The following is a 25,883-nucleotide window of genomic DNA, read 5'->3' on the forward strand; positions in this document are numbered from 1 at the left end:
CTGCACATGACCGACATCGGCAACATCCTGATCACCGGCGGCGCCTCCGGGCTCGGCGCGGCGACGGTGAAGGCCGTGCGCGATCACGGCGGCACGCCGCTGGTGCTCGACGTCAACCCGCTGCCCGCCGAGCTCGGCGACGGGATCGTGTTCGCCCAGTGCGACCTGGCCGACACCGGTGCCGTCGAGGTGGCGGTCCGCGAGCTCGCCGAGCGCGTCGGCGGCCGCATCGACGGGGTGTTCACCGCGGGCGGCACCGATGCGTGCGGCAAGCTCGGCGACGTCTCGGTCAAGGACTGGGAGCGGGTCATCCACGTCAACCTGCTCGGCACCGCCGCGGTGATCCGCGCCGCGCTGCCGTATCTCAAGGCCAGCCACGGCCGCATCGTGACGTGCGCCTCCACCCTCGGGATCAAGGCCGTCAGCGACGCCACCGCGTACTGCGCGTCGAAGTTCGGCGTCGTCGGGTTCACCCGCGCGCTGGCCGCCGAACTGGCCGGCGAGGTCGGGGTGACCACGCTGATCCCGGGCGGCATGCACACCGCGTTCTTCGACAACCGGGACGACCAGTACAAGCCGCCGCCGGACGCCAAGCTCAACCAGCCCGAGCACGTCGCGGAGACCGTGGTGTTCGCGCTCTCACAGCCGGCGGGATGCGAGGTGCGCGAGTTGGTGGTGTGCGCCTCGACCGAATCGTCGTGGCCGTGACCGACACCATCCTGGTGTTGCGGGCACTCGGGCTGGGCGATCTGCTCACCGGAGTGCCCGCACTGCGGGGGCTGCGCCGTGCCTATCCCGACACGCGGGTGGTGCTCGCCGTGCCCGAGCGGTTCGCCCAGCTGGCCATGCTCACCGGCGCGGTCGACGCCGTCGAACCCACCGCGGGGCTGGGCCGGTTGCGGCCGCTGCGCACCCCGCCGGCGCTGGCGGTCAACCTGCACGGCAGCGGCCCGGAGAGCATCCGCGATCTGCTCGCCATCGAGCCGCGCTCGCTGCTCACCCACCGGCACGACGCGTTCCCCGGTCTGCAGGGGCCGCCGTGGCGGGACGACATCCACGAGGTGGACCGGTGGTGCGGGCTGCTCGACTGGGCCGGGATCGCCTGCGATCCGGCTGATCTCGGGATCGGCCGCCCGCACGGCTGTCCCGACCGCTCCGGTGTGGTGGTCATCCACCCCGGCGCCGCGTCGGGCGCACGCCGCTGGCCGGTCGACCGCTTCGCCGCGGTGGCGGCCGCACTGCGTGCCGACGGCCACGAGGTGGTCGTCACCGGCGATTCCAACGAGCTGGAGCTGGCCAGGGCCGTCGCGCAGCAGGCCGGTCTGCCCGACACCGCGGTGCTCGCAGGCACGCTCGGCCTGCTCGGCCTCGTCGGGCTGATCGCCGACTGCCGGCTGCTGATCTGCGGCGACACCGGCGTCGGGCACATCGCGACCGCCACCGGCACGCCGTCGGTGCTGCTGTTCGGGCCCACACCGCCGAGCCGCTGGGGTCCGCGCGGCCCGGGCCCGCACGTCACGCTGTGGGCCGGCGACACCGGCGACCCGCATGCCGACCAACCGCATCCGGGGCTGCTGCGGCTCACCGTCGCGCAGGTCCTCGACGCGGTCGAGACGTTGATGAAGGAGCGCGTATGACCGCGCTGCGCACCGGGGTGATCGGCGCCGGCTACGTCGGGCTGACCAGCGCGGTCTGCCTGGCCGACCGAGGCCACGACACCGTGTGCGTCGACGTGGACGCCGAGCGGGTCCGCACCCTGTCCGGCGGCACGGTCACGATCGACGAACCCGATCTGCCCGATCTGCTCGAGCGCGGGGTGGCCACCGGCACCCTGCGATTCACCACGGACTACGCCGAGCTGGCCGACCGCGACGTCGTGTTCATCTGCGTGTCCACGCCGAGCGGACCCGACGGATCGGCCGATCTGCGCGCGGTGGACGCGTCGGTCGAGGCGCTCACCGAGGTGCTGCGCGCGGGCGCCGTCGTGGTGGTCAAGTCCACCGTCCCGGTCGGTACCACCCGCCAGATCGCGGAACGGTTGCGCAGCAAGGACATCCGCGTCGTGTCCAACCCGGAGTTCCTGCGGGAGAGCCACGCCGTGCACGACTTCCGCCACCCCGACCGCATCGTCGTCGGAGCCGACGACCCGGCCGCCGCCGACACCGTCGCGCAGCTGTACCCGCCGGCGCCGGTCCTGCGGATGACCCCGGAGAGCGCCGAGGTGGCCAAGTACGCCAGCAACGCCTTTCTGGCGGTGAAGATCTCCTACACCAACTCGCTGGCCCGGCTGTGCGCGCACACCGGTGCCGACATCACCGACGTCACCCGCTCCATGGGGGCCGACCCGCGCATCGGTCCGCACTTCCTGCAGCCGGGCCCCGGCTGGGGCGGGTCCTGCCTGCCCAAGGACACCGCGGCGTTGCTGCATGTCGGTGCGCGCCACGGTGTCACGCTGTCCGAGGTCGAGTCGGCACGGGCCACCAACGCCGCCCAGCCCGCGCACATCGCCGACACGGTGGCCCGGGCCATCGCGGTTCCGCTGACTCAAGCGCGGGTGACCGTGCTGGGGTTGACCTTCAAGGCGGGGACCACCGACGTGCGGGACTCACCCGCGCTGACGGTATGTGCCGAGTTCGCCGGCCGCGGGGCCCAGGTGGTCGCCCACGATCCCCGGCTCGCCGGAATCGACCCGGCGGCGCTGCGCCGCGCGGCGGTCACCGCCGTGGACGACCCGTACTTGGCGTGCAAGGAGGCCGACGCGGTGGTGGTGGTGACCGAATGGCCGGAGTTCCGCGCGCTGGACTGGGCGGCGATCGCCGAACAGTCACCCGGCGCCGTGGTCGTCGACACCCGCAACCTGCTCGACGCGGCCGCGGTGCGCGACGCCGGCCTCACCCACCTGGCCAACGGCATCGCCGGCGGTTACTGAGCCCGCTCAGCTCTTCGCGACGCGGCGGATCAGCCGGGCCGTGCTGCGCTCGAGGATCTCCTGCCGTTCGGTGCTGGTCTTGGCCTTCTCGGCGCGGCGCGCGCCTGCGGCGATGGTCAGCCCGTCCTCGTAGCCCTTCACCACCCGCGGGTCGACGTAGGACGCCCGCGCCACCGCCGGGGTGTTGCCCAGCGCCTCGGAGACCTCTTTCATCACCGCCGACTCGACGCGTTTGATGACGGTCTTGTTGACCGGCGGATCGGCGTCGACGAACGCCGCGGCGGCCAGCACGGTGCCGTGCCAGGTGCGCAGATCCTTGACCGAGTAGTCGTCGCCGACCAGCGCCTTGAACCGGGCGTTGAGATCGTCGGAGTGCAGATCGGTCCAGACGTCGCCGGTGCGGCAGGACAGCAGACGGCCTTCGCGGTCGGGGCGGCGCAGCAGCGCCCGCACCGACCGCACCACCTCCGGGTCGTCGATCACGAGCGTGCGCCGCACCCCGCTCTTGGCGGGATAGTCGAACTCCACCGCCTGCTTCTGCAGTGTGACGTGCTCGCAGAGCAGCGTCGCGATGCCGAACGAGTTGTTCTCCTCGGCGTACTGGTCACCGCCGGCGCGGAAGTACCCGAGGTCGAGCAGGTGCAGCGCCAGCGCGAGCACCCGGTCGCGATCCAGCCCGCGGCGGCGCAGGTCGCCGGCGATGCGGCGGCGCATGTCGGGCAGTCCCGTCGACATCTCCAGCACGCGGTCGAACTTCTCCTCGTTGCGCTCCTCCTGCCACTGCTGGTGGTAGAGGTACTGGCGCCGGCCGGCCGCGTCGGTCCCGACCGCCTGGATGTGGCCGTTGTGGTGCGGTGAGATCCACACCTTCTGCCACGCCGGCGGGATCACCAGAGCGGTGATGCGGTCGAGCGTGTCGGCGTCGGTGATCTTGTCGCCGTTCTGGTCGTAATAGGAGAAGCCCTTGCCTCGGCGCACCCGGCGGAACCCGGGACCGCTCACTACGCTGCGCCGAAGTCGCATGGACACCTACCTGGTTCGGAAATCGGGGGTTTGGCACGGGCCGGGGCTGGGGTATGGAAGGCACACCATGGTGAGCACGGGGTTGGCGCGCGCAGTGAACCGGTCATGGGCACCGTCACTGCATCATCGGCGCGAGCATCAGGAAGGCCGCCGCATAGACGGCCACCCCCGCCAGGAGCACGCCGAGCAGGATCGGGGCGGCCGCGATGAACACGCGCCGCCACGGTCCGCTAGGGTCGTGCACCTGCTCCATGACCGGGTATTACCCGGTGGATCGGTCGGTCACACGTTGACCGGTCACACGTTCGCACCTGCGACTTCCCCCCGTGCCGATGGCTAGCCGGGAAACCGGCTGGGGTAGTCTCGCTTCGATATTGCCGGGAGGTCAGATGGCCGAGGTTGAGAGCCAGCGCAACGGTCAGGCCAATGCCGACCGATCGGTGGAGCTGCGTGTCGCGGCGAAACTGGAGAACCTTGCCGTGCTGCGCACGCTGGTGGCGGCGGTCGGCACGTTCGAGGATCTCGATTTCGACGCGGTGTCCGATCTGCGGTTGGCCGTCGACGAGGCCTGCACCCGATTGATCCGCTCGGCGGTGCCCGAGTCCACCCTCGTCGTCGTCGTGCATCCGCACGACTCCGAGGTCGTCGTCGATGCGTCGACCACCTGTCAGAACACCGACATCCTGGCGCCGGGCAGCTTCAGCTGGCACGTCCTGAGCTCGCTGACCGACGAGGTGCGTACGTTCTCCGACGGCCAGGTACCCGAAGACGGCCGAGTGTTCGGCATCTCGATGACGACGAGGCGAGCGAGTTCGCTACGGTGACGCCGTCGTCGTCACAGGGTTCGTCATCGCGACAGAACTCTGAATACTCGGACGTGGCCGACATGTTCCGGGAACTCGCGTCACTGGAGGCGGATTCGCCGAAGTTCCAGCGCCAGCGCGACCGCATCGTCGAGCGTTGCCTGCCGCTGGCCGACCACATCGCGCGCCGCTTCGACGGTCGCGGGGAGCCCCGCGACGACCTGGTGCAGGTCGCCCGTGTCGGGTTGGTCAACGCGGTGATCCGCTTCGACGTCGAGGCCGGTTCGGATTTCGTCTCGTTCGCAGTGCCGACCATCATGGGTGAGGTCCGGCGGCACTTCCGGGACAACAGCTGGTCGGTGAAGGTGCCGCGCCGGCTCAAGGAACTGCACCTGCGGCTCGGCTCGGCCACCGCGGAGCTGTCGCAGCGGCTCGGCCGCGCGCCGACGGCCAGTGAGCTCGCCGAGGAACTTGGCATGGACCGCGACGAGGTGGTCGAGGGTCTGGTCGCGGGCAGCTCCTACAACACGTTGTCCATCGACAGCGGCGGCAACAGCGGTAACGAGGAAGCCCCCGCGATCGCCGACACGCTCGGCGACGTCGACACCGGCCTGGACCAGATCGAGAACCGGGAGGCGCTGCGTCCGCTGCTGGCCGCACTGCCCGAGCGGGAACGAATGGTGCTGCTGCTGCGGTTCTTCGAGAACCTGACCCAGACTCAGATCGCCGAGCGCGTCGGGATCTCGCAGATGCACGTGTCGCGTCTGCTGGCGAAGTCGCTAACGCGGCTGCGCGACCAGTTGCAGTAGCGGACGCGCCTTCTCCCGCAGCGCGGCGACCGCTGCGTCGACGTCCGTTGCGCACGGGAGCGTGGCGTCGGGGTCGCAGATGCGCAGCAGCCGGCTGACCGCCGCGCTGGGGACCAGGGTCCAGTCGACGCCGGCTCCGGCGCAACGGACGTTGAGCGTGTGCAGCGCGGAAAACCCTGCGGTACTGAAGAACTCGACGCCGGTGAGATCGACGATCACGGCCGCGCCCGCGCAGTCGAGCGCGTAGTCGACGAACTGGCGGGTGTTGGCCGCGTCGATCTCTCCGTGTGCGGTGACCACCGCGATCGACGGAGTCGCGGGGCGGGCGCCGAACCGGGCGGTATGGCATATGACGACCGGTTCAGCAGGTGCCGAGGGGTCGGTGGGGAGAGGGGACATGTGTGACTCCATCAGTCGAAGAATTCGTACTGTGGCTCACGTCAGAAGTCAGGCCCTGCGTTCTCAAAACCTTCGGCGGCTGGGCCGGACACTGTCCCGCCCGACGTCGATGACGTTTGCAGCCGGCTGGTCGCTCAACCTGAATCGACAGTACGCCGGTAGCCGCGCACTAGATAGTCTTCGGCCAGATTGCCGCCCCACACGCGTGGCCGGCGGTCCCGGCGCTTGCCACACTGGGGGTATGTCGAGCGGGTCGGGCGCGACCGGGGTGCTGCTGGCCGCCGGTGCGGGTACGCGGTTCGGGATGCCCAAGGTGCTGGCCGCCGACGGCGCCTGGCTGCGCACCGCGGTCGGCGCGCTGGCCGGGGGAGGGTGTGACGACGTCGTCGTCGTGCTCGGCGCCGCGGTGGTCGAGGTGCCCCCGCCGGCTCGCGCGGTGGTCGCCGACGACTGGGCGGACGGTCTGAGCGCATCGGTGCGCGCGGGGATCACCGCCGCCGACGGCGCGAATTTCGCGGTCCTCCATACCGTCGACACCCCGGACGTGGGCGCCGACGTGGTGCGCCGGGTGCTCGACGCGGCGCGGTCGGCACCGGGCGGCATCGCCCGGGCCGTCTACCGCGATGGCCGGCCCGGACATCCGGTGGCGGTGGCGCGGCGGCACTGGCCGGTGCTGCTCGCCGCGCTGAGCGGCGATGCGGGGGCCGGGCCGTTCCTGCGCGGGCGCACCGATGTGACCGCAGTGCCGTGCGGCGACCTGGCGACGGGGGAGGACGTCGACGAACCCTGACCGGCCGGGTCAGCGGCCGTCGGTGGCGACCGCGATCCCGAGGACCCCGGCGGCGAAACGGCGCACCGACTCGGCGGCGATGCTCGCGGCGTCGTCATGACCGGCGCGCGCCCGGGTGCGCAGGGTGTGTGTGGCCGGGTCGACCACGACCTCGGCGAGCAGCTCGCCGGTGGTCGGTTCGCACACCGCCCACGAGTAGCCGTTGCCGGTCGCCCAGTCGGCCGTGCGGCGGGTGACGTAGTCGGGGTCGGTCTCGCCGAGGTCGGCCAGCGCCGGGCGGTCGTCCATCAACTCGTCGGCTCGCAGTGCCCGCAGGTACCAGGCTCCCGCGTTGATCTCGACCGGTTCCATTCCTCGACTTCCGCGTTGCGTGCCGGTGCACTCTATCGGCTCACCGCCCGGCGGGGATTGATTCGTGACATGGTGACGTTCCCTCGATCGCGCACGTCTGGACGGTCCCGGCGTCGCACCATCGAACGACCACCCCGGCGGCCCCGCCCGCCCGTCAGGAACGAGGACCCCGTAATGCCCACGATCACCACCAACGACGGCGTCGACATCTACTTCAAGGACTGGGGGTCGGGCCAGCCGATCGTGTTCAGCCACGGGTGGCCGCTGTCCGCCGACGACTGGGACACCCAGATGCTGTTCTTCCTGCATCACGGCTACCGGGTGATCGCCCACGACCGCCGCGGGCACGGCCGGTCGACCCAGACCGCCGATGGACACGACATGGACCACTACGCCGACGACCTGGCCGCGGTGGTGCACCACCTGGATCTGCGCGACGCCGTGCACGTCGGCCACTCGACCGGCGGCGGTGAGGTGGCGCACTACCTGGCGCGCCACGGCCAGGACCGGGCCGCGAAGGCCGCGTTGATCAGTGCGGTGCCGCCGCTGATGGTCAAGACCGACGCGAACCCCGGCGGCCTGCCCAAGGAGGTGTTCGACGATCTGCAGGCGCAGTTGGCGGCGAACCGGTCGGAGTTCTACCGGGCGCTGCCGTCGGGTCCGTTCTACGGATTCAACCGGCCCGGTGCCGAGGCGTCCGAGGCGATCATCCAGAACTGGTGGCGCCAGGGCATGATGGGCGGCGCCAAGGCCCACTACGACGGCATCGTGGCGTTCTCGCAGACCGACTTCACCGAGGATCTGAAGCAGATCACGATCCCGGTGCTGGTGATGCACGGTGACGACGATCAGATCGTGCCCTACGAGGACTCCGCGCCGCTGTCGGCCGACCTGCTGCCCAACGGCACGCTCAAGACCTATCCCGGGTTCCCGCACGGGATGCCGACCACCCAGGCCGACACCATCAACGCCGACCTGCTGGAGTTCATCCGGTCGTGACGGCTCAGCGGTCGACCAGGTGGGCTTCGAACGCCACCCGGTCGCCACGGTGGCGCCGTGACCGCTGCGACGACCCGCCTCTCCGGCAGGTGCCGGAGAAGCGGGGCCGCTCCCCCTCAGGAAATGGTCAGGCGTATGTCCCTGATCTGGCCTCACCATCAGCGTCTGCCGGCGGATTAGCCGCCGTCAGTCACGCAGCAAACCCTACCTGAGAGTCGCCTTAACGGCAATGCGTGAGAATATCGGTTAACATCACCCTCATTCTTGACGCAGAGGCAAATACTGCGCCGGCTGTGGCGTCGTTGCTCCGCGCGGCTGGGGGCGGCCCTGGGGCGGATCGGCGGCAAAGTTGCGGCAGCTGCCCCGCGCGGTGTCGTTCGGCCCGGGCGGCGTGCCGGCGGCGTTCGCCCGCACCAGGCGCATTTTGCTTCAATTACCTGTTGGAGCGGGACGCTATCGGCAGAGAAGGTTGCGGAGACGATCGCTGACCACCGGCCGGGGAACCCTCCGCCTGGCTCGGCCGCGTGGTCGTCGAGCGTATGGCTATGGGCCCTGCGAATGATCATGGGCACCGGCTCTTTCGCCGATGTCGCCTTTGCCCCGTCCTCGGGCACACTCGTCCTTTCCGGTTCCTCTGCCGCGGGAAATACCGTCGCGACCGGCCGTCCCCTGGGCTGGTCCGTCGGTTGAGTAGCTAACAATGCAGGTGAACGGTGGGCAAACGCGGTGCCCGAAGCGCTCGCGCGGAGGGGTCCTGCGGGCCCGAAAAAGCCCGGCGCAGCCGCCGGAGGGGCGGACTGCGCCGGGCTGACGTCAGGGGTAAGGGGTTACTCGCCGTCGCTCTTGATCTCGGCGAGCACGGTGCCCTGGGTGACGGCCGCACCGGCCTCGACGGCCAGTCCGGTCACGACACCGTCCTTGTGCGCGGTGACCGGGTTTTCCATCTTCATCGCCTCGAGGACCACCACGAGATCGCCCGCCGAGACCTGCTGGCCCTCCTCGACGGCCACCTTCACCACGGTGCCCTGCATCGGGGCGGTGACGGAGTCACCCGAGGCGGCGGCACCGCCGGCAGCGCCCCGCTTGCGGGGCTTGGGCTTCTTGCGGACGACACCGGGCGTCGCGGCGCCACCGCCGCCGCCGAGCACCATGTCGCCGGGCAGCGACACCTCGAGCCGGCGTCCACCGACCTCAACGACCACCTTCTGCCGCGGGATGGTGTCTTCCTCGTCGATCGGGTCGCCACCGGTGAACGGCTCGACGGTGTTGTTCCACTCCGTCTCGATCCACCGGGTGTGCACGGTGAAGCCGTTCTCGTCACCGATGAACGCCGGATCCGACACGACCGCGCGGTGGAACGGGATCACCGTCGCCAGACCCTCGACGTGGAACTCGTCGAGCGCGCGGCGGGACCGCTCCAGCGCCTCCTGGCGGGTCGCGCCGGTGACGATCAGCTTGGCCAGCATCGAGTCGAACTGGCCACCGATCACCGATCCGGTCTCCACGCCCGAGTCCAGCCGGATGCCGGGGCCCTGCGGCGCCTCGAACCGGCTGACCGGCCCGGGTGCGGGCAGGAAGCCGCGGCCGGCGTCCTCGCCGTTGATGCGGAACTCGATCGAGTGGCCGCGCGGCGTCGGATCCTCGGTGATGTCGAGCGGCTCGCCGTTGGCGATGCGGAACTGCTGGCGCACCAGGTCGATGCCCGAGGTCTCCTCGGTCACGGGGTGCTCGACCTGCAGGCGGGTGTTCACCTCGAGGAAGCTGATCAGGCCGTCCTGGCCGACCAGGTACTCGACGGTGCCCGCACCGTAGTAGCCGGCTTCCTTGCAGATGCGCTTGGCCGACTCGTGGATCTCCTTGCGCTGGGCGTCGGTCAGGAACGGCGCAGGCGCCTCCTCGACGAGCTTCTGGAAGCGGCGCTGCAGGGAGCAGTCACGGGTGCCCGCGACCACGACGTTGCCGTGCTGATCGGCGATCACCTGGGCCTCGACGTGGCGGGGCTTGTCCAGGTAGCGCTCGACGAAGCACTCACCGCGCCCGAACGCGGCGACGGCCTCGCGGGTCGCCGAGTCGTACAGCTCGGGGATCTCCTCGATGGTGCGGGCCACCTTCATACCGCGGCCACCGCCACCGAACGCCGCCTTGATGGCGACCGGGACGCCGTACTCCTTGGCGAACTCGACCACCTCGTTGGCGTCCTTGACCGGGTCCGGGGTGCCGGGCACCAGCGGCGCCTGGGCGCGCGCGGCGATGTGGCGGGCGGTCACCTTGTCGCCGAGGTCGCGGATCGACTGGGGGCTGGGGCCGATCCAGATCAGCCCGGCGTCGAGCACCGCCTGGGCGAAGTCGGCGTTCTCGCTCAAGAAGCCGTAGCCGGGGTGGATCGCGTTCGCGCCGGACTTCTCGGCGGCGTCGAGCAGCTTCTCGAACACCAGGTAGGACTCGGCCGACGTCTGGCCGCCGAGCGCGAACGCCTCGTCGGCGAGCCGCACGTGCGGCGCGTCGGCGTCGGGTTCGGCGTAGACGGCCACACTCTGCAGCCCGGCGTCCTTCGCGGCCCGGATGACCCGGACTGCGATTTCTCCACGGTTGGCGACAAGCACCTTGGAGATTTTCGAGCTGGCGTGACTGGCCACTTCGCCTCCTGCTGATATGCCGTACAGGGCACTCTCTTAAGAACGTCTTGAGAAACTTATCGGGGAGTTTAAGCGGCCTCCCTGTGCCGCCGAGTAACCGGTGTCCGTTACCCGCGGGTAAGTTCTCCCGCCCGGTGCTGTGACCGGCGGGTCCGGCCGGTCAGGCCGCGCGGCGTTGTGGGAATTGACGCCTCGATCGCGGGTCTGTCGCCGTTGCCGTTCACGGCGCCTCCGAACAGAACCGCGGCCCCGCCGCCCGTGCTGGGCTACGTCGCCGAGGAGTTGCCCGCCGGCGGGTTCACCGTCGACCTCCACCACCTCGCGCCGCATGACTCCCGCACCGAGCGGTTCCGCGACGCGGGCCGGCTCGTTGTGACGTCGAATTGCGCTGAGCGCCACTGCGTTTGACCGACATGGACACGTAGGACCCGTGCCACGGGAAGCCGGCGCAGGGTGGAGAAGGTACTCGTCGGAACCGATGTCACCCCTGCGGCGCCTGGCACCCGGTGCCGAGACCCGAGTGGGAGCCGGCGGTCGTCCAGCGGCGGTCAGGCGCCGCGCAGGCGGCGTTTGATGCGGGCCAGCATCGCCGACATCCCGCGCAGCCGCAGCGGGCTGATCAGCGCCGCCAACCCCAGTTCGGTGTAGAAGTCGTCGGGCACGCCGAGGATGTCGTCGGCCGGCTGACCGTCCAGCCCGGTCGCCAGGATGGCCGCGAAGCCGCGGGTGGTCGGCGCCTCGGCGGGGGCGCTGAAGTACAGGCGCACGTGGCCGCGGTCGCTGTCGTCGACGTGCAGGAACAGCGGCGATTGGCACTCCGGCACCGGCTCCATCGCGGCCTCTTCGAGGTCGGCGGGCAGGGCGGGCAGATCGTCGGCGAATTCCAGGAGCAGCCGCAGCTTGTCCTGGCCCGTGACCTCCTGGAATTCGGAGACGACCTCTTCGAGGCCGGCCGGCATGGTCATGCTGATCCGGGCGCCTCACCGGGATCGGGGCCGACGGCGACGGGCACCCGCACCGCGTTGCCCCACTCGGTCCACGATCCGTCGTAGTTGCGCACCCCGGGCAGGCCGAGCAGATGGGTCAGCACGAACCAGGTGTGGCTGGAGCGTTCCCCGATGCGGCAGTAGACGACGGTCTCGTCCTGCGGGGTGAGGAACCCGTACAGCTCCTCGAGTTCAGCGCGGGTGCGGAACTGGCCGTTGTCGCGGGCGGCCTTACCCCACGGGATGGAGCGGGCGGTGGGGATGTGTCCGCCGCGCAGCGCGCCCTCCTCCGGGTAGTCCGGCATGTGGGTGCGCTCGCCGGTGTACTCGGCCGGGGAGCGGACGTCGATCAGCGGCTGCTTGCCGAGGATGGCCAGGACGTCCTCGCGGTACGCGCGGATCGGGGCGTCGTCGCGCTCGACGACGGGGTAGCCGCTGGTCTCCCGAGACGGCACATCGAGGGTGGTGTCACGACCGTCGGAGATCCACAGATCGCGGCCACCGTCGAGCAGGCGCACGTCGGGATGGCCGAACAGCGTGAACACCCACAGCGCGTAGGCCGCCCACCAGTTGCTCTTGTCGCCGTAGATGACGACGGTGTCGTCGCGCGAGATGCCCTTGCGGTTCATCAGAGCGGCGAATTGCTCACCGTCGATGTAGTCACGCACGTTCGGATCGTTGAGGTCGACGTGCCAGTCGATCTTCACCGCGCCGGGGATGTGGCCGGTGTCGTAGAGGAGCACGTCCTCATCCGACTCCACGATGGACAGGCCGGGGCGGCCGAGGTTCGACGCCAGCCAGTCGGCCGTGACCAGCCGTTCCGGGTGGGCGTACTCCTGGAGCTTCGGGCTGGGATCAGGTGGCAGCGGCACGGTCAAAGCCTACCGCCGGAGCGCGTCGCGTCGCGTCAGCGGGACCAGACACGTGGCATCGGCAGGCCCATCTCCGCCAACAGCCGGCGCATCAACGGCAGGCTCAGCCCGATCACGTTCGACGGATCGCCGTCCACGCCGTCGACGAACCAGCCGCCCAGCCCGTCGAGGGTGAACCCACCCGCGACCCCCAGCGGTTCGCCGCTGGCGAGATACCCGTCGAGATCCGCCGGCGAGGGGACGCCGAAACGCACGGTGGTGCTGGCCGCTTCGACGGCGCGCTGCCGTGCCACCCCGCCGCGCAGGCGCACCACGCAGTGCCCGGTGTACAGCTCGCCGGTGCGGCCCGCCATCGTCTGCCACTGGGCCCGGGCCGCCGCCACGGTGCCGGGTTTACCGCTCAACCGGCCGTCGAGCAGCAGCATCGAATCGCAACCGACCACCACACAGTCGGCGGCGACGTCGGCCGGCACCTTGCCGACCACGTCGGCGGCCTTGGCCTCGGCCAGTGCGCACACCACCTGATCGGGGGGCGCGTCCGGGCCGAGCGCGGCGATCACCGCGTCCTCGTCGACGCCCGACACGATCACCACCGGTTCGACCCCGGCCTGCCGCAGCACTTTGAGCCGACCCGACGACGCCGAGCCGAGAACGACGCTGACCATCGGCTAGCGCCGCATGTGGGTCCGTTCCAGCAGCGTCACCCGCTGCCAGCTGGTGAACGCATACCGCAGCTTGTCCACCGGATGGCCCCAGGGGTTGAACTCCTGCGGCCCCGGTTCGGCGTGTCCACCACCTGCGCCGGCGAGCACGGCCGCCAGCGCGGCGACCTCCTCGTCGGTCGGCTCGCCCTTGAGGATGTGGATGTGCGGATCGGCCGGCGGGGGCAGGTCGATGGTCAGCTGACGGTGGTCACTGACCTCGGTGATGTCGGTGTCCTGCGACATGGGCGGGCTCCTCTGTCGTGCCGTGCGAGTCGGATCTACAGGGGGATGTTGCCGTGCTTCTTGGGCGGCGTCTGGGTGATCTTGCGCTCGAGCAGGCGCAGCGCCGTGCCGATGTAGCCACGGGTGTGCGACGGCGGGATCACCGCGTCGACGTAGCCGCGCTCGGCAGCGATGTACGGGTTGACCAGCGTGTCTTCGTACTCCTGCTGCAGCTGCAGGCGCAGCGCGTCCACATCCTGGCCGTCCTTGGCGGCTTCCTTGAGCTGCTGGCGGTAGACGAATCCGACAGCGCCGGAGGCGCCCATCACCGCGATCTGGGCGGTCGGCCACGCGACGTTGACGTCGCAGCCCATGTCCTTGGACCCCATCACGCAGTACGCGCCGCCGTAGGCCTTACGGGTGATCACGGTGATCTTGGCGACCGTGGCCTCGCCGTAGGCGTAGAGCAGCTTGGCGCCGCGCCGGATGATGCCGTTGTACTCCTGCTCGGTGCCCGGCAGGAAGCCCGGGACGTCGACGAGCATGACGATCGGGATGTTGAAGCAGTCGCAGGTGCGCACGAAGCGCGCGGCCTTCTCCGAGGCGTTGATGTCGAGGCAGCCGGCGAACTGGGTGGGCTGGTTGGCCACGATGCCGACCGGCCGGCCGTCGATGCGGCCGAAGCCGACGATGATGTTGCCGGCGTAGCCCGCCTGCACCTCGAGGAACTCGTCGTCGTCGAGGATCCGGGTGATCACCTCGTGCATGTCGTACGGCTGGTTCGGCGAGTCCGGGATCAGCGTGTCGAGTTCGAGGTCCTCGTCGGTCAGGTTGTCCTCGATGGCACCCGGATGCGGATCGGCCGGGTAGCGCGGCGGATCGGCGTAGTTGTTGGGCGGCAGGTAGGACAGCAGGTCGCGGACGTAGTCGAACGCGTCCTGCTCACCGGAGGCGACGTAGTGGGCCAGACCGGATTTGGCCATGTGGGTGTGGCCGCCGCCGAGTTCCTCCATGGTCACCTCTTCGCCGGTCACCGTCTTGATGACGTCCGGGCCGGTGATGAACATCTGGCTGGTCTTGTCGACCATGATGACGAAGTCGGTCAGCGCGGGGGAGTAGACGTGACCGCCAGCCGCCGCGCCCATGATCAGCGAGATCTGCGGGATCACGCCGGAGGCCTTGATGTTGTTGTGGAAGATCCGGCTGTAGAGGCCGAGCGAGACCACGCCCTCCTGGATGCGGGCGCCCGCGCCGTCGTTGATGCCGATCAGCGGCCGGCCCGTCTTGATGGCCAGCTCCTGCACCTTGACGATCTTCTCGCCGTAGACCTCGCCGAGGCTGCCGCCGAAGACGGTCGCGTCCTGACTGAAGATGCACACGTCGCGGCCGTCGATGGTGCCGTAACCGGTCACCACGCCGTCGCCCGACGGCCGGTTGGCCTGCAGCCCGAAGTTGGTGCTGCGGTGCTTGGCCAGCGCGTCGAGCTCGACGAACGAGTCCTCGTCGAGCAGGGCGAGGATCCGCTCCCTGGCGGTCAGCTTGCCCTTGGCGTGCACCTTCTCGACGGCTGCCTCGCCGACCGGGTGCTGTGCCTCTTCGGTCCGCTTGCGCAGATCGGCCAGCTTGCCGGCGGTGGTGTGGATGTCGATCTCGTGGGCCCCCGAGGCCGCAGCGGAGGGATCGGTCACGCTCGTCATGGGTGTCGATGCTAACGATGCACGCCGCGCGGGGTGACACGCGTCCCCCGAATCGGGCTGGTGCGTCCGTCGCGGCGCGCCGAGCGACCACGGCATTGGATGGGGTACGAATTCGCCACAACGCGGACCCGATGGCCGGTTATGACGAGCAGCAAACTCCGCGAGCGAAATCCGCAGACATGTCGGCGCTTCACCGGGAGGACGAAAATGGCGTTTTCGGCGATCGACGGTGGGAAAAAACACCGCGCATGCTCCCCGCAACAATGGGGTAACCAATTCGTTAATGCGCGTTCGGATTCCCGGCACACCCGCCGCAACGGCAGTCAAGGTTCGCATTGACGTCGGCGTAAGTCAAGTCATACGCGCACTACCGCAGCGTGCGGCGGGTGATTTGCTCGATCCGACGGTTGGTGACGAGTTCTCCGGCGACGCCACCCGGGACGGCGTGCATGCATTCTCAAGTGTATTTGTCGAAGTGCGGAGCGAAACTGACGTTCGTGTTGAGAAGATGGGTGCGCCTCGACTAGCGTCTGATGGAAGTCATTAAGAATGTGGGGGGACCGCATGACCGCGGTGAATGATGATGTCTCGTTGACAGCAAAGGCGGTGGCGGAACCGGGGAGGGTTCCGCTGTGGCAGCACAGCTATGCCCGCCGCCTCGTGGTGCTCGACCTGGTCGCCGTCGTGCTGGCGGTGGGCGGGGCGCAGTGGCTGCGCTTCGGCACCCTGCCCGGCACCGTGAACACCTACCAGGCGATGGACTACTCGATCCTGTCGGCGATCATCGCCGTCGCCTGGATGGCGGCGCTGTCGATCAACCGGGCGCGCTCGCCGCGGGTCATCGGATCCGGGGCCGAGGAGTACCGCCGGGTGTGGCTGGCCACGCTCTCGGTGTTCGGCGCCGTGGCGATCGTGTCGATGCTGTTCAAGCTCGACATCGCGCGCGGTTACCTCATGATCGCGCTGCCGACCGGCCTGATCTCACTGGTGCTGTTCCGCTGGATCGCCCGCCGGGTCGTGGTGTGGGCGCGGGACAAGTACGGCCGGTGCATCACCCGGGTCCTGGTGGTGGGCAATCCGCACGCCATCCGGGACCTCACCCGCTCGCTGTCGCGCGAGTCGAGGTCGGAGTACGAGGTCGTCGGCGCGTGCGTGCCCAGCGGCTTCGCCCGTACCAAGCTCGAGATCCCGGATGTCGGCGTCATCCCCACCTTCGGTGACGAGACCAACGTCGTCGGCGCGGTGACCGCCACCAACAGCCATGCGGTCGCGGTCACAGCCACCGAACGGCTCGACGGCCGCGGGATGCGCAATCTGTCCTGGGAGCTCGAGAAGCTCGACATCGATCTGCTGGTCGCACCCGGCGTCGTCGATGTCGCCGGGCCCCGCCTGACCATGCGCCCGGTCGCCGGCCTCCCGCTGATCCACGTCGAGAAGCCGCAGTACAACGGCGCCAAGCGGTTCCAGAAGCGGCTGTTCGACGTGGTGTTCGCCGGCACCGTCCTGCTGATCGGCGCGCCCGTGCTGATCGCGGTCGCCATCGCGGTGAAGCTCACCAGCCGGGGGCCGGTCTTCTACCGCTCCGAGCGCATCGGCCTCGACGGTCATCCGTTCCAGATGATCAAGTTCCGCACGATGGTCGACGGCGCGGACAAGATGCTCACCGAGTTGGCCGCGCTGAACGAGAGCGAAGGCGGCGTGCTGTTCAAGATCAAGGAGGATCCGCGCGTGACGCCGCTGGGCCGGATCCTGCGCAAATACAGCATCGACGAGATCCCGCAGTTCATCAACGTCCTCACACGCGATATGAGCGTGGTGGGACCGCGACCGCCGTTGGCCAGCGAGGTGACCACCTACGACGACCACGTCAAGCGCCGGCTGCTGGTGCGGCCGGGGATCACCGGCCTCTGGCAGGTCAGTGGACGCTCCGACCTGTCGTGGGAGGACTCGGTGCGGCTGGACCTGTTCTACGTGGAGAACTGGTCGATGATCTCGGACCTGCTCATCGCGGCGAAGACGGTCAAGGCGATGCTGCGCCACTCCGGCGCGTACTGAACCGACACCGCCGCGGGCGCCCGCTCGCCCCAGTACAGTGCTGCCGTGGGTTACCCGGACAACGTGCTGGCCAGGGACGAGCAGGTGGTGCTGCACCGGCACCCGCACTGGAAGCGGCTGGTGGGCGCGGTGCTGGTGCTCCTGTTGGCCAGCGCCGCCGCCGCGTTCGTCGCCGGCTACGTCAACACGCTGAACTGGGACGCGAGCGCGAAGAACGTCATCTTCCTGGTGATCGGCGCGATCTGGCTGGTGCTGATCGGGTGGTTGACCGCGTGGCCGTTCCTGAACTGGTGGACCACCCACTTCGTCATCACCGACCGCCGGGTGATGTTCCGGCACGGTCTGGTCACCCGCGCGGGCATCGACATCCCGCTCGCGCGCATCAACAGCGTGGAATTCCGCCACGGGCTGATGGACCGGATATGGCGCACCGGAACGCTGATCATCGAATCGGCGGCGCAGGATCCGCTCGAGTTCCACGACATCCCGCGCGTGGAACGCGTGCACTCACTGCTGTATCACGAAGTCTTCGACACCCTGGGGTCCGAGGAGTCGCCCAGCTGAGTCACGTCGACGCGCCGGGCCGGGCGTCGCAGCGGGGTGACGATGCCGTCCTCGTCGAGCGCGGCGCGCTCACCGTCGGCGGGATGCAGGTCGGCCTGATGGAGTTCGGCATGATCCTCCATCGCCTCCGCGATTCCGCCGCTGGTGAGCGTGGACTCCAGCGCCTTCTCGGGGTTGCGGCCGAACTCGTCGGGGAAGACCCAGCGGCGGAACGCCCAGAACCGGAACGCCATCTGCAGCAGGTTGCCGAGGATGTACGCGGACACGAAGTCGGCGATGTTCTCGATGGTCAGTGAGACCTCGGGCACCCGCAGGCCCAGCACGTAGCTGGAGAAGTACAGCGGCGCCATGCTCAGCAGCACGCCAACCCCGCTGAACGCGAAGAACAGCAGCGCCTCGTGGTGGCGTTCGCGCCCGCCGCGGTCGCGGAAACTCCATTCCCGGTTGAGGATGTAGGACGCGATCACCGCGACGATGCCGGCGATGATCTTGGCCGTCACCGGCTTCGGTTCCAGGATGGTGAGTTTCAGCGTGAAGAAGATCGTCGAATCGATGACGAACGTGGTGGCTCCGACGATCGCGAACTTGATCAGCTCATGATGCTGTTCCGCGTACGGCCGGATGGCCCGCGGCAGCCTCTTGATCGTCGCATCGGCGAAGGACACAAAGAGGCAGTCTACGTAACCGCACCCGCCGATGTCCCATCGCGACGTAGCCGCAGGTCAAGACCACGCCTTCGGTCATGACACCATATTGACCGTGCCAGGTACATCTCCTTCGCCACCCGTGGTGGCCATGATCGGCGGCGGTCAGCTCGCCCGGATGACCCACCAGGCGGCGATCGCGCTCGGGCAGAGCCTGCGGGTGCTGGCCACCGGACCCCAGGAGCCCGCCGCCCAGGTGACGCCCGAGGTGGTCATCGGCTCCCACACCGACCTCGACGCACTGCGGCGGGCGGCAGCGGGGGCGACGGTGGTGACGTTCGACCACGAGCACGTCCCGACCGAACTCCTCGAGACGCTGGTGGCCGACGGGGTCAACGTGGCGCCGCCGCCGCAGGCGCTGGTGCACGCCCAGGACAAGCTGCTGATGCGCCGCCGGCTCGAAGCCCTCGGTGCGCCTGTGCCGCGGTACGCCGCCATCGACGGCGTCGACGACGTCACCGAGTTCAGCCGGCAGGTCGGCGGGCCGGTGGTGATCAAGACGGTGCGCGGCGGCTACGACGGCCGCGGCGTGGTGATCACCCGCGACGGCGACGAGGCGCGGCAGGTGGCGGAGCGCTACCTCGCCGACGGCGTGCCGATCATGGCCGAAGAACGGGTGGCGATGCGCCGCGAACTCGCCGCGCTGGTGGCCCGGTCGCCGTTCGGGCAGGGCGCGGCGTGGCCGGTGGTGGAGACCGTGCAGCGCGACGGCATCTGCGTGCTGGTGCTGGCGCCTGCGCCGGACCTGCCCGACGAACTCGGGGCGGCCGCCCAGCAGTTGGCGCTGCGGATCGCCGACGAGCTCGGCGTCGTCGGCGTGCTGGCCGTGGAACTGTTCGAGACCGCCGACGGGGGCCTGCTGGTCAACGAACTGGCGATGCGTCCGCACAACTCCGGGCACTGGAGCATGGACGGCGCGGTGACCGGACAGTTCGAACAACACATCCGGGCCGTGTTGGACTACCCGCTCGGTGACACCGCGCTGCTCGCGCCGGCCACCGTGATGGCCAATGTGCTCGGCGCGCCCACGACCCCGCAGATGTCGATGGACGAGCGGGTGCACCACCTCTTCGCGCGGATGCCGGAGGCGAAGGTGCACCTGTACGGCAAGGGCGAACGGCCGGGCCGCAAGATCGGCCACGTCAACGTCACCGGCCGGGACCCGCAGGAGTTGCGGGAACGCGCCGAACGCGCCGCACACTGGTTGTCCCACGCAGAGTGGACCGACGGATGGGATCTACATTCATGACCGCACCCACCCCCCGCGTCGGGGTCATCATGGGCAGCGACAGCGACTGGTCGGTGATGGCCGACGCCGCCGAGGCGCTCGCCGAGTTCGGCGTGCCGTTCGAGGTGGGCGTCGTCTCCGCACACCGCACGCCGGGCCGGATGCTCGACTACGCCCGCTCGGCCGCCGACCGGTCGATCGAGGTGATCATCGCCGGCGCCGGCGGCGCCGCCCACCTGCCCGGCATGGTGGCCGCGGCGACGCCGCTGCCGGTGATCGGTGTGCCGGTGCCGCTGGCCCGGCTCGACGGGCTGGACTCGCTGCTGTCGATCGTTCAGATGCCGGCCGGCGTGCCGGTGGCGACCGTGTCCATCGGCGGCGCGCGCAACGCCGGTCTGCTCGCCGTGCGGATCCTCGCCGCGGCCGACCGGGAGCTGCGGGAGCGGATGACGCGCTTTCAGGCCGACCTCGAGCAGATGGTCCTCGACAAGGACGCCGCGCTGCGGGACCGGCTGATGAGCGGCGGCTGATCACAGGTAAAGTTACCGGCGAGTAGCAAGGAGGCCCCGATGGCTGGTTGGACCGGAAACCCGTCCTTCGATGTGTTCCAGTTGCCCGAGGAGCACGAGGAACTGCGCGCGGCGATCCGCGCGCTCGCCGAGAAGGAGATCGCGCCCTACGCCGCGGACGTCGACGAACAGTCGAGGTTCCCGCAGGAGGCCCTCGACGCGCTCAACGCGTCGGGATTCAACGCGGTCCACGTGCCCGAGGAGTTCGGCGGGCAGGGCGCCGATTCGGTGGCGGCGTGCATCGTCATCGAAGAGGTCGCTCGCGTGGACGCCTCGGCGTCGCTGATCCCCGCCGTGAACAAGCTCGGCACCATGGGGCTGATCCTGCGCGGCTCCGACGAGTTGAAGCGCAAGGTGCTGCCCGACCTGGTCGAGGGGCAACTGGCGTCCTATGCGCTGAGCGAGCGCGAGGCCGGCAGCGACGCCGCCGGTATGCGGACCCGCGCCAAGGCCGACGGTGACGACTGGATCCTCAACGGCGCCAAGGCCTGGATCACCAACGGCGGTAAGTCTTCCTGGTACACCGTGATGGCCGTGACCGACCCGGACAAGGGCGCCAACGGCATCTCGGCGTTCATGGTGCACATCGACGACGAGGGCTTCACCGTCGGGGCCAAGGAGAAGAAGCTCGGCATCAAGGGTTCGCCGACCGCCGAACTGTACTTCGAGAACTGCCGCATCCCCGGTGACCGGATCATCGGTGAGCCCGGGACCGGGTTCAAGACGGCCCTGGCCACGCTCGACCACACCCGGCCCACCATCGGCGCCCAGGCCGTCGGAATCGCGCAGGGGGCCGTGGACGCGGCGATCGCCTACACCAAGGACCGCAAGCAGTTCGGCAAGTCGATCAGCGAATTCCAGGGTGTGCAGTTCATGCTCGCCGACATGGCGATGAAGGTGGAGGCCGCCCGGCTGATGGTGTACTCGGCCGCCGCGCGCGCCGAGCGCGGCGAGGGCAACCTCGGCTTCATCTCGGCCGCGTCGAAGTGCTTCGCCTCCGACGTCGCGATGGAGGTGACCACCGACGCGGTGCAGCTGTTCGGCGGCGCCGGTTACACCACCGACTTCCCGGTCGAACGGTTCATGCGCGACGCCAAGATCACTCAGATCTACGAGGGGACCAACCAGATCCAGCGTGTGGTGATGAGCCGCGCCCTCCTGCGCTGACAATGTCCGCCGACGGGTCCGGCGCGGGCTACGACGTCTCCGCGCTGCGCGCACGGTGCCTGGGGCCCGACCGGTGGCGCCGGCTCGACGTCGTCGCCGAGACCGGGTCGACGAATGCCGACCTGATCGCCCGCGCCGGCACCGGTGAGGACATCGCGGGAGCGGTGCTGATCGCCGGGCACCAGACCCGGGGCCGCGGGCGTCACGGCCGCTCCTGGGCGGCGCCGCCGGGCGCGCAGATCTCGATGTCGGTGGGCGTGGAATGCGCCGACGTACCGGTCGACGCGTGGGGGTGGCTGCCGCTGGCGACCGGCGTCGCCGTCGTCGACGCCGTGCGCGGCGCGGCCGGTGTCGACACCGGGCTCAAGTGGCCGAACGACGTGTTGGCAGGGGAGCGCAAGCTGGCCGGCATCCTCGCCGAGGTGGCGCCGAACCGGCCGGTGGTGGTCATCGGCATCGGCCTCAACGTAGGGTTGACCGCCGACGAGCTACCCGCGCCGCACGCCACGTCACTGCGCCTGCTCGGTGCCCCGGTGCTCGACCGCACGGCGGTGGCCGCCGCGGCGCTGGAGACGTTGGCCTCGCGGGTGGAGGCGTGGCGGCGGGCGGGCGGCGCCGACGGTGTGCTTCAGGCCGACTACCGTTCGCGCAGCGTGACCCTCGGCACCCGGGTGCGCGCCAGCGTGCCGGGCGGCGGGGAAGTCCTCGGCTCGGCGGTGGACCTCGACGAGGCGGGCCGACTGGTCATCGACACCGGGCAGGGCCGGGTGACGGTGGCGGCCGGCGATGTGACCCATCTGCGGCCGGCCGGCGGCTGACCGGCACTCACGCCGAGGCGGACTGCGCCGGCCTGCCGTCGCGCCCGGGCAGCGACCCGATGTCCTGCGCGAGCCGGTGGGCAGCGGCGTCGAGACCCTCGAATCCGTACCCGAACGACACGCAGGCGGCGAGCGCCCAGAGATTGCCGAACCACCATGGCCAGGTGGTCGCGGCCGCCCCGTCGGTGAGCCAGTAGACGGCGATGACAAGCGCCCCGTAGCCGCTGGCGATACAGAATCGGGCCTCGCAACTGGCGTGCCACGCCGGGTGGCGGCGCGTGCGCAGATGCCATGCGCCGAGCACCGAGACCAGGACCATGGCGGTACGTGTGGACGCCATGTGACGCACCGCTTCTCTGCTCACGCATCACCCGCAGTGTCGGCGGCCCGCTGGTTCTCAACGGTGCGCCGACCCGAGGATTGTCCCCGGATGTCAACCTCCGCCGCCGGTGCCCGGCCGGGACGAAAACCGATTCGGCGCGAGATCGTTTCAGGGGATGCGTTCGTGATCCCGGTCGTCGGCGTCGAGGCGGGCGGCGCCGTGCCGGGGTGCGGAGCGGGCGTGCGCGGGTCGACGTGCCGACAGCCGGTCCTGCACCAGACCCGTCAGCCATCCCAACAGCAGACCGGCGAGCGCGCCGGTGGCGAGGATGCGCATGGTGGCCGGAGAACTGGGGACGGTCGGGATCTGGGCGGAGTCGATCAGCCGGACCCGCGCCGCCGGCGCGCGCCCGTCCTGAATGGTCTCGATCTCACCGACGAGTCCGATCAGTTGCTCGGCGACGGTGTCGGCGAGCAGCTTGGCCTGGTCGGGACTCGCGTCGCGCACCGAGACGTCGATGATCGCGGTCGCCGGCGGGAACGTCGCGGAGATCTTGGCCTGCAATTCCTCCTGGCTCATGTGCAACCCCAGATCGGCCAGCACGCGCTGCGCCACCTGCGGCCCGCTGACCAGGTCGACGTAGGACGGCACCCGGTCGCGCGCGGCCAGCCCGCCCTGATACGAATCCGCCACCGACGTGCCGGTCGCCATCGTCACGTACAACCGCGACGTGGCCACGTACTCCTTGGTCTGCATCAGCACGTAGGTGCCCGCGCTGATCACACACACCGCGAACACCGCGGCGATGATCGGCCACCGCCGGCGCAGCACCGCCACGACATCGAACATTCCCATCTACCTTGCTCCCATGCTGTAGTCCGGACTGGATCTGATCACTTCGATTCGCCTGCGCGACACGGCCATTGCCGCGTCGACACAGAGGTAGACAAGCCACACCGCAATGGCTACCTGTACGTACTTGCCGATGGTCTCGACGCTGCCGAGCAGTCCCCGTTCGAAGAGGATCGGGATCTCCACGATGGCCAGCCCGAGGGTCAGCAGCACCACCGAGCGTGTGTACAACGCCCTCGACCACGCCACGACCAGGCCGAGCAGAAACGCTGCGCCGAGGGTGACACCGGGATAGCCGCCCAACGCGAAACTCTCGCTGATGTTGCCCTCCGCCAAGGACACGGAGATGTCGGTCATGTCGACCGACGCGCCGCGTACCTCGTTGGCCCACATCACGCCCGCGATGTCCTTCTCGTGGCCGAGCAGCTGCGCGGGAATGAGCGCCTCCACCGATTTCTCCACCACCTCACCCGCGGACAGCCACGGCCGGCCGTCGAGGTAGTACACGTCGGTGGCGGCGCCGAGGAGGTCGAAGCGACGCAACACCGGCAGGAACGGTTGCACGGCCGCGGGGTAGTTCGCGTTCACCGCATCCGCGAGAGCCTCCTCGGGTCCGCTGGTCTTGAACGACTGAAGGAACCCGAAGGCGCCGACACCGGCCACCGCCAGCGCGATGACCAGCGTGGCCCGCCTCCTCGTCCATCCGGAGATGGCGAACCGGACGGCCAGGCCCAGCGCTGCGCCCATCACCGGCGTCTTCGACTCCGAGGCGACCGTCCAGAGGAACTCCGCCGCCGCGATGCCGGAGATCACGAGCGCCGAGGTGACGGCCGACTCCGACCGGAAGAACACGATGATGCCCAGCGCGCCGATCATCGCCAATCCCGTGACGAAGAGCAGAATCGCGTCGGCACTGCGGATTTCGCCGGCCTCGCCGGCGGTTCCGGTGGCGACGGCCTGCAGCCGGCCGAGTGTGCCGAGTACGTAGATCGTCCACATCGTCGGCAGGAACACCGGGTCACCCAGGATCGCTGCCGTGCGGGGTGGGCGGTGCCGGCTCCAGACGGCGTAGCCGACCGCCAGGGCCGCGTAGACCCACAGCCCGACGACGACGGGCTCCATGACCGCTCCGATGGCACGGTCGTAGCCGGCGTCGGCCAGCCGTGGATCGGCGATGCTGTCGCCGTAGCGGGGCGCCGGCTGCAACCAGAGCAACACCAGTGGCTGGGCGACGTAGGACAGCGACCAGTAGGCGACCTGCGCGATGAGGAACACCCGCGCGATGCCTGCGACGCGCGTGGCCGCGACGAAAATCGTGATCAGCGCGCATGCAGTGAGCAGCAGGGCGATGGGGGCGCTCATGACGCGGTCCCGGTGGCGGTGAGCGCGTCGACGATCTCGATGGCGCGGTCGACGTAGCGATGGTGGCCCGCGGTGATCCGGCGGTAGCCGCGCTCGGCGATGTCGGCCGCCCGCACCGGGTTCTGTTCCACCCAGCTCACGATGTCGACCAGTTCGTCGAAGGAGGAGAACAGCAGGCATTGGCTGCCCTCGGCGAGCATCTCGCGGTGTTCGTCGGTGCGCTCCCCGACGAACAATCCACCGGCGGCGGGTACTTCGAACGACCGGCAGGTGTGGGTGTCGCGGTTGTCGGAGTTGAGGAGCACCAGATTCGCCGCGACGTGGCTGACCGCCACGGAGAAGTTCTCGCCGTAGACCGCGCCGCGTACGGCGGCGCTCGAGGCGCGCAGGCACGAGTTGCGCCGCCAGTTGGGGCCCCAGACCGCCATCCGGGCGCCGAAGGTGCGGGCCAGCGAGACGATGGTGTCGGCACGGTCGGGCCGTGCCACCCCGATGAACCCCACGCTGTACTGCGCGGTGCTGCGCCGCGCGGCCGGGTGGTGCCAGGCCGGGTCATACGCGCTGCGCACGAACTTCACCCGCGCCGCGCCGCGGGCGTCGAGTTCGGAGACGTTGTGTCGCTTGGTGGTCACCACGCAGTCCCAGTCGGGTTCGTGCGCCAGATAGTCCGCGGTCAGGTTGACCGGATTCGACACGTCGTCGGGGCTGTAATGCACGCGCAGCCGGGCCGGCGTCGCGAGCAGTCGCGCCTGGTCGAGGTGAAAGGCGTTGAAGCAGAACAACATTTCCGGGCGCAGCCGGATCGCGGCGTGTTCGATCTGGCGATGTACCCGCTCGACCACCCACGGCGGCCGGTGGCCGCGCACCTTCGAGTACGTCCACCCGAGGGACAACCGGCGGGGCAGCGTGACCCCGGTGGTGTCGACGACGACGACGTCATGGCCGGCCTGCCGCAGACCGTTGGCGAGCGAGCGGGCGTTGCTGCCCAGCCAATCGTCGCCGACGAACAGGATCCTCATGGT

General features: G+C 69.8%; 28 protein-coding genes. 13 read left to right on the plus strand and 15 right to left on the minus strand.

The features are described 5' to 3' along the window. Positions 1-6: 6 nt before the first annotated feature. The 3 genes from E4P42_RS11055 to E4P42_RS11065 are packed head-to-tail and all read left to right on the plus strand — an operon-like array spanning position 7 to position 2,929. Complete coding sequence (locus E4P42_RS11055; protein WP_135126111.1) at positions 7-708, plus strand: SDR family oxidoreductase; 702 nt, start codon at positions 7-9, stop codon at positions 706-708. Then, a complete protein-coding gene (locus tag E4P42_RS11060) occupies positions 705-1,637 on the plus strand; it encodes a glycosyltransferase family 9 protein (RefSeq protein ID WP_135126112.1) in 933 nt (310 codons plus the stop codon). Before E4P42_RS11055 ends, E4P42_RS11060 begins: the two co-directional genes overlap by 4 nt. Beyond that, positions 1,634-2,929 carry a UDP-glucose/GDP-mannose dehydrogenase family protein gene (locus E4P42_RS11065; RefSeq protein WP_135126113.1) on the plus strand — a complete coding sequence of 432 codons (1,296 nt, stop codon included), beginning with the start codon at positions 1,634-1,636 and terminating at the stop codon, positions 2,927-2,929. Before E4P42_RS11060 ends, E4P42_RS11065 begins: the two co-directional genes overlap by 4 nt. A 6-nt stretch (positions 2,930-2,935) precedes the next feature. On the opposite strand, the gene E4P42_RS11070 is transcribed toward E4P42_RS11065, so the two are convergent. Then, on the minus strand, positions 2,936-3,952 hold the full coding sequence (locus E4P42_RS11070; RefSeq protein ID WP_135126114.1) for a DNA topoisomerase IB: 1,017 nt from the start codon (positions 3,950-3,952) through the stop codon (positions 2,936-2,938). 115 nt (positions 3,953-4,067) lie between these two features. After that, positions 4,068-4,205 (minus strand): hypothetical protein, encoded by a 138-nt coding sequence (locus E4P42_RS26975; RefSeq protein ID WP_167759448.1) that lies wholly within the window; start codon positions 4,203-4,205, stop codon positions 4,068-4,070. 136 nt (positions 4,206-4,341) lie between these two features. Here E4P42_RS26975 and E4P42_RS11075 point away from each other — a divergent pair, with 136 nt between their 5' ends. After that, positions 4,342-4,776, plus strand: a complete 435-nt coding sequence (locus E4P42_RS11075; RefSeq protein WP_135126115.1) for an ATP-binding protein — start codon at positions 4,342-4,344, stop codon at positions 4,774-4,776. A gap of 62 nt (positions 4,777-4,838) precedes the next feature. Then, complete coding sequence (locus E4P42_RS11080; protein ID WP_371287017.1) at positions 4,839-5,564, plus strand: RNA polymerase sigma factor SigF; 726 nt, start codon at positions 4,839-4,841, stop codon at positions 5,562-5,564. Here the strand turns inward: E4P42_RS11080 and E4P42_RS11085 are convergent. Continuing rightward, complete coding sequence (locus tag E4P42_RS11085; RefSeq protein ID WP_135126117.1) at positions 5,535-5,963, minus strand: STAS domain-containing protein; 429 nt, start codon at positions 5,961-5,963, stop codon at positions 5,535-5,537. The genes E4P42_RS11080 and E4P42_RS11085 overlap by 30 nt on opposite strands. Positions 5,964-6,204: 241 nt before the next feature. On the opposite strand from E4P42_RS11085, the gene E4P42_RS11090 reads away from it, so the two are divergent. Next, positions 6,205-6,753 (plus strand): NTP transferase domain-containing protein, encoded by a 549-nt coding sequence (locus tag E4P42_RS11090; RefSeq protein ID WP_135126118.1) that lies wholly within the window; start codon positions 6,205-6,207, stop codon positions 6,751-6,753. 9 nt (positions 6,754-6,762) lie between these two features. Here the strand turns inward: E4P42_RS11090 and E4P42_RS11095 are convergent, their stop codons facing one another. Beyond that, positions 6,763-7,104 carry a hypothetical protein gene (locus tag E4P42_RS11095; protein ID WP_135126119.1) on the minus strand — a complete coding sequence of 114 codons (342 nt, stop codon included), beginning with the start codon at positions 7,102-7,104 and terminating at the stop codon, positions 6,763-6,765. A gap of 174 nt (positions 7,105-7,278) precedes the next feature. Between E4P42_RS11095 and E4P42_RS11100 the strand changes: the two genes are divergently transcribed. Further along, positions 7,279-8,103, plus strand: coding sequence for an alpha/beta fold hydrolase (locus E4P42_RS11100; protein WP_135126120.1), 825 nt, complete (start codon positions 7,279-7,281; stop codon positions 8,101-8,103). An 827-nt stretch (positions 8,104-8,930) separates the two neighbouring features. Here the strand turns inward: E4P42_RS11100 and E4P42_RS11105 are convergent. The 6 genes from E4P42_RS11105 to E4P42_RS11130 form a co-directional block, all read right to left on the minus strand. Then, a complete protein-coding gene (locus E4P42_RS11105) occupies positions 8,931-10,739 on the minus strand; it encodes an acetyl/propionyl/methylcrotonyl-CoA carboxylase subunit alpha (protein ID WP_135126121.1) in 1,809 nt (602 codons plus the stop codon). 548 nt (positions 10,740-11,287) lie between these two features. Further along, the gene (locus tag E4P42_RS11110) at positions 11,288-11,704 is read right to left on the minus strand and encodes a SufE family protein (protein ID WP_135126122.1); all 417 of its coding nucleotides are present in this window, start codon (positions 11,702-11,704) and stop codon (positions 11,288-11,290) included. Beyond that, positions 11,701-12,597, minus strand: coding sequence for a sulfurtransferase (locus E4P42_RS11115; RefSeq protein WP_135126123.1), 897 nt, complete (start codon positions 12,595-12,597; stop codon positions 11,701-11,703). The genes E4P42_RS11110 and E4P42_RS11115 overlap by 4 nt, the downstream gene beginning before the upstream one ends. A gap of 35 nt (positions 12,598-12,632) precedes the next feature. Then, on the minus strand, positions 12,633-13,262 hold the full coding sequence (locus E4P42_RS11120) for a nucleoside triphosphate pyrophosphatase (RefSeq protein WP_135126124.1): 630 nt from the start codon (positions 13,260-13,262) through the stop codon (positions 12,633-12,635). 3 nt (positions 13,263-13,265) lie between these two features. After that, positions 13,266-13,544, minus strand: a complete 279-nt coding sequence (locus E4P42_RS11125; protein WP_135126125.1) for an acyl-CoA carboxylase epsilon subunit — start codon at positions 13,542-13,544, stop codon at positions 13,266-13,268. Between the two features lie 35 nt (positions 13,545-13,579). After that, positions 13,580-15,220 (minus strand): acyl-CoA carboxylase subunit beta, encoded by a 1,641-nt coding sequence (locus E4P42_RS11130; RefSeq protein WP_135126126.1) that lies wholly within the window; start codon positions 15,218-15,220, stop codon positions 13,580-13,582. Positions 15,221-15,784: 564 nt separating this feature from the next. Here E4P42_RS11130 and E4P42_RS11135 point away from each other — a divergent pair. Further along, the gene (locus E4P42_RS11135) at positions 15,785-17,275 is read left to right on the plus strand and encodes a sugar transferase (RefSeq protein ID WP_135126127.1); all 1,491 of its coding nucleotides are present in this window, start codon (positions 15,785-15,787) and stop codon (positions 17,273-17,275) included. Positions 17,276-17,320: 45 nt separating this feature from the next. Next, the gene (locus E4P42_RS11140) at positions 17,321-17,839 is read left to right on the plus strand and encodes a PH domain-containing protein (RefSeq protein ID WP_135126128.1); all 519 of its coding nucleotides are present in this window, start codon (positions 17,321-17,323) and stop codon (positions 17,837-17,839) included. Here the strand turns inward: E4P42_RS11140 and E4P42_RS11145 are convergent. Continuing rightward, entirely contained in the window at positions 17,794-18,504 is a 711-nt protein-coding gene (locus E4P42_RS11145; RefSeq protein ID WP_135126129.1) for a GtrA family protein, read from the minus strand. The genes E4P42_RS11140 and E4P42_RS11145 overlap by 46 nt on opposite strands. A 31-nt stretch (positions 18,505-18,535) precedes the next feature. Between E4P42_RS11145 and E4P42_RS11150 the strand changes: the two genes are divergently transcribed. Genes E4P42_RS11150 through E4P42_RS11165 form a run of 4 tightly spaced genes read left to right on the plus strand, consistent with a single transcriptional unit; the run spans position 18,536 to position 22,325 of the window. Next, entirely contained in the window at positions 18,536-19,792 is a 1,257-nt protein-coding gene (locus tag E4P42_RS11150) for a 5-(carboxyamino)imidazole ribonucleotide synthase (protein ID WP_135126130.1), read from the plus strand. Next, entirely contained in the window at positions 19,789-20,301 is a 513-nt protein-coding gene (purE, locus tag E4P42_RS11155; RefSeq protein ID WP_167759449.1) for a 5-(carboxyamino)imidazole ribonucleotide mutase, read from the plus strand. The genes E4P42_RS11150 and purE overlap by 4 nt, the downstream gene beginning before the upstream one ends. A gap of 39 nt (positions 20,302-20,340) precedes the next feature. Then, positions 20,341-21,507, plus strand: a complete 1,167-nt coding sequence (locus tag E4P42_RS11160) for an acyl-CoA dehydrogenase (RefSeq protein ID WP_135126131.1) — start codon at positions 20,341-20,343, stop codon at positions 21,505-21,507. A 2-nt stretch (positions 21,508-21,509) separates the two neighbouring features. Continuing rightward, entirely contained in the window at positions 21,510-22,325 is an 816-nt protein-coding gene (locus tag E4P42_RS11165; RefSeq protein WP_135126132.1) for a biotin--[acetyl-CoA-carboxylase] ligase, read from the plus strand. A 7-nt stretch (positions 22,326-22,332) separates the two neighbouring features. Here E4P42_RS11165 and E4P42_RS11170 read toward each other — a convergent pair whose 3' ends face one another. The 4 genes from E4P42_RS11170 to E4P42_RS11185 form a co-directional block, all read right to left on the minus strand. Then, entirely contained in the window at positions 22,333-22,665 is a 333-nt protein-coding gene (locus E4P42_RS11170) for a hypothetical protein (RefSeq protein WP_245233977.1), read from the minus strand. Positions 22,666-22,815: 150 nt separating this feature from the next. Continuing rightward, entirely contained in the window at positions 22,816-23,496 is a 681-nt protein-coding gene (locus tag E4P42_RS11175) for a YveK family protein (protein ID WP_167759450.1), read from the minus strand. Positions 23,497-23,502: 6 nt separating this feature from the next. After that, positions 23,503-24,861 (minus strand): hypothetical protein, encoded by a 1,359-nt coding sequence (locus E4P42_RS11180; protein ID WP_135126134.1) that lies wholly within the window; start codon positions 24,859-24,861, stop codon positions 23,503-23,505. After that, on the minus strand, positions 24,858-25,880 hold the full coding sequence (locus E4P42_RS11185; protein ID WP_135126135.1) for a glycosyltransferase: 1,023 nt from the start codon (positions 25,878-25,880) through the stop codon (positions 24,858-24,860). The genes E4P42_RS11180 and E4P42_RS11185 overlap by 4 nt, the downstream gene beginning before the upstream one ends. Between the last annotated feature and the right edge of the window lie 3 nt (positions 25,881-25,883).

Source organism: Mycobacterium sp. PS03-16, from assembly GCF_004570325.1.
Lineage (GTDB): Bacteria > Actinomycetota > Actinomycetes > Mycobacteriales > Mycobacteriaceae > Mycobacterium.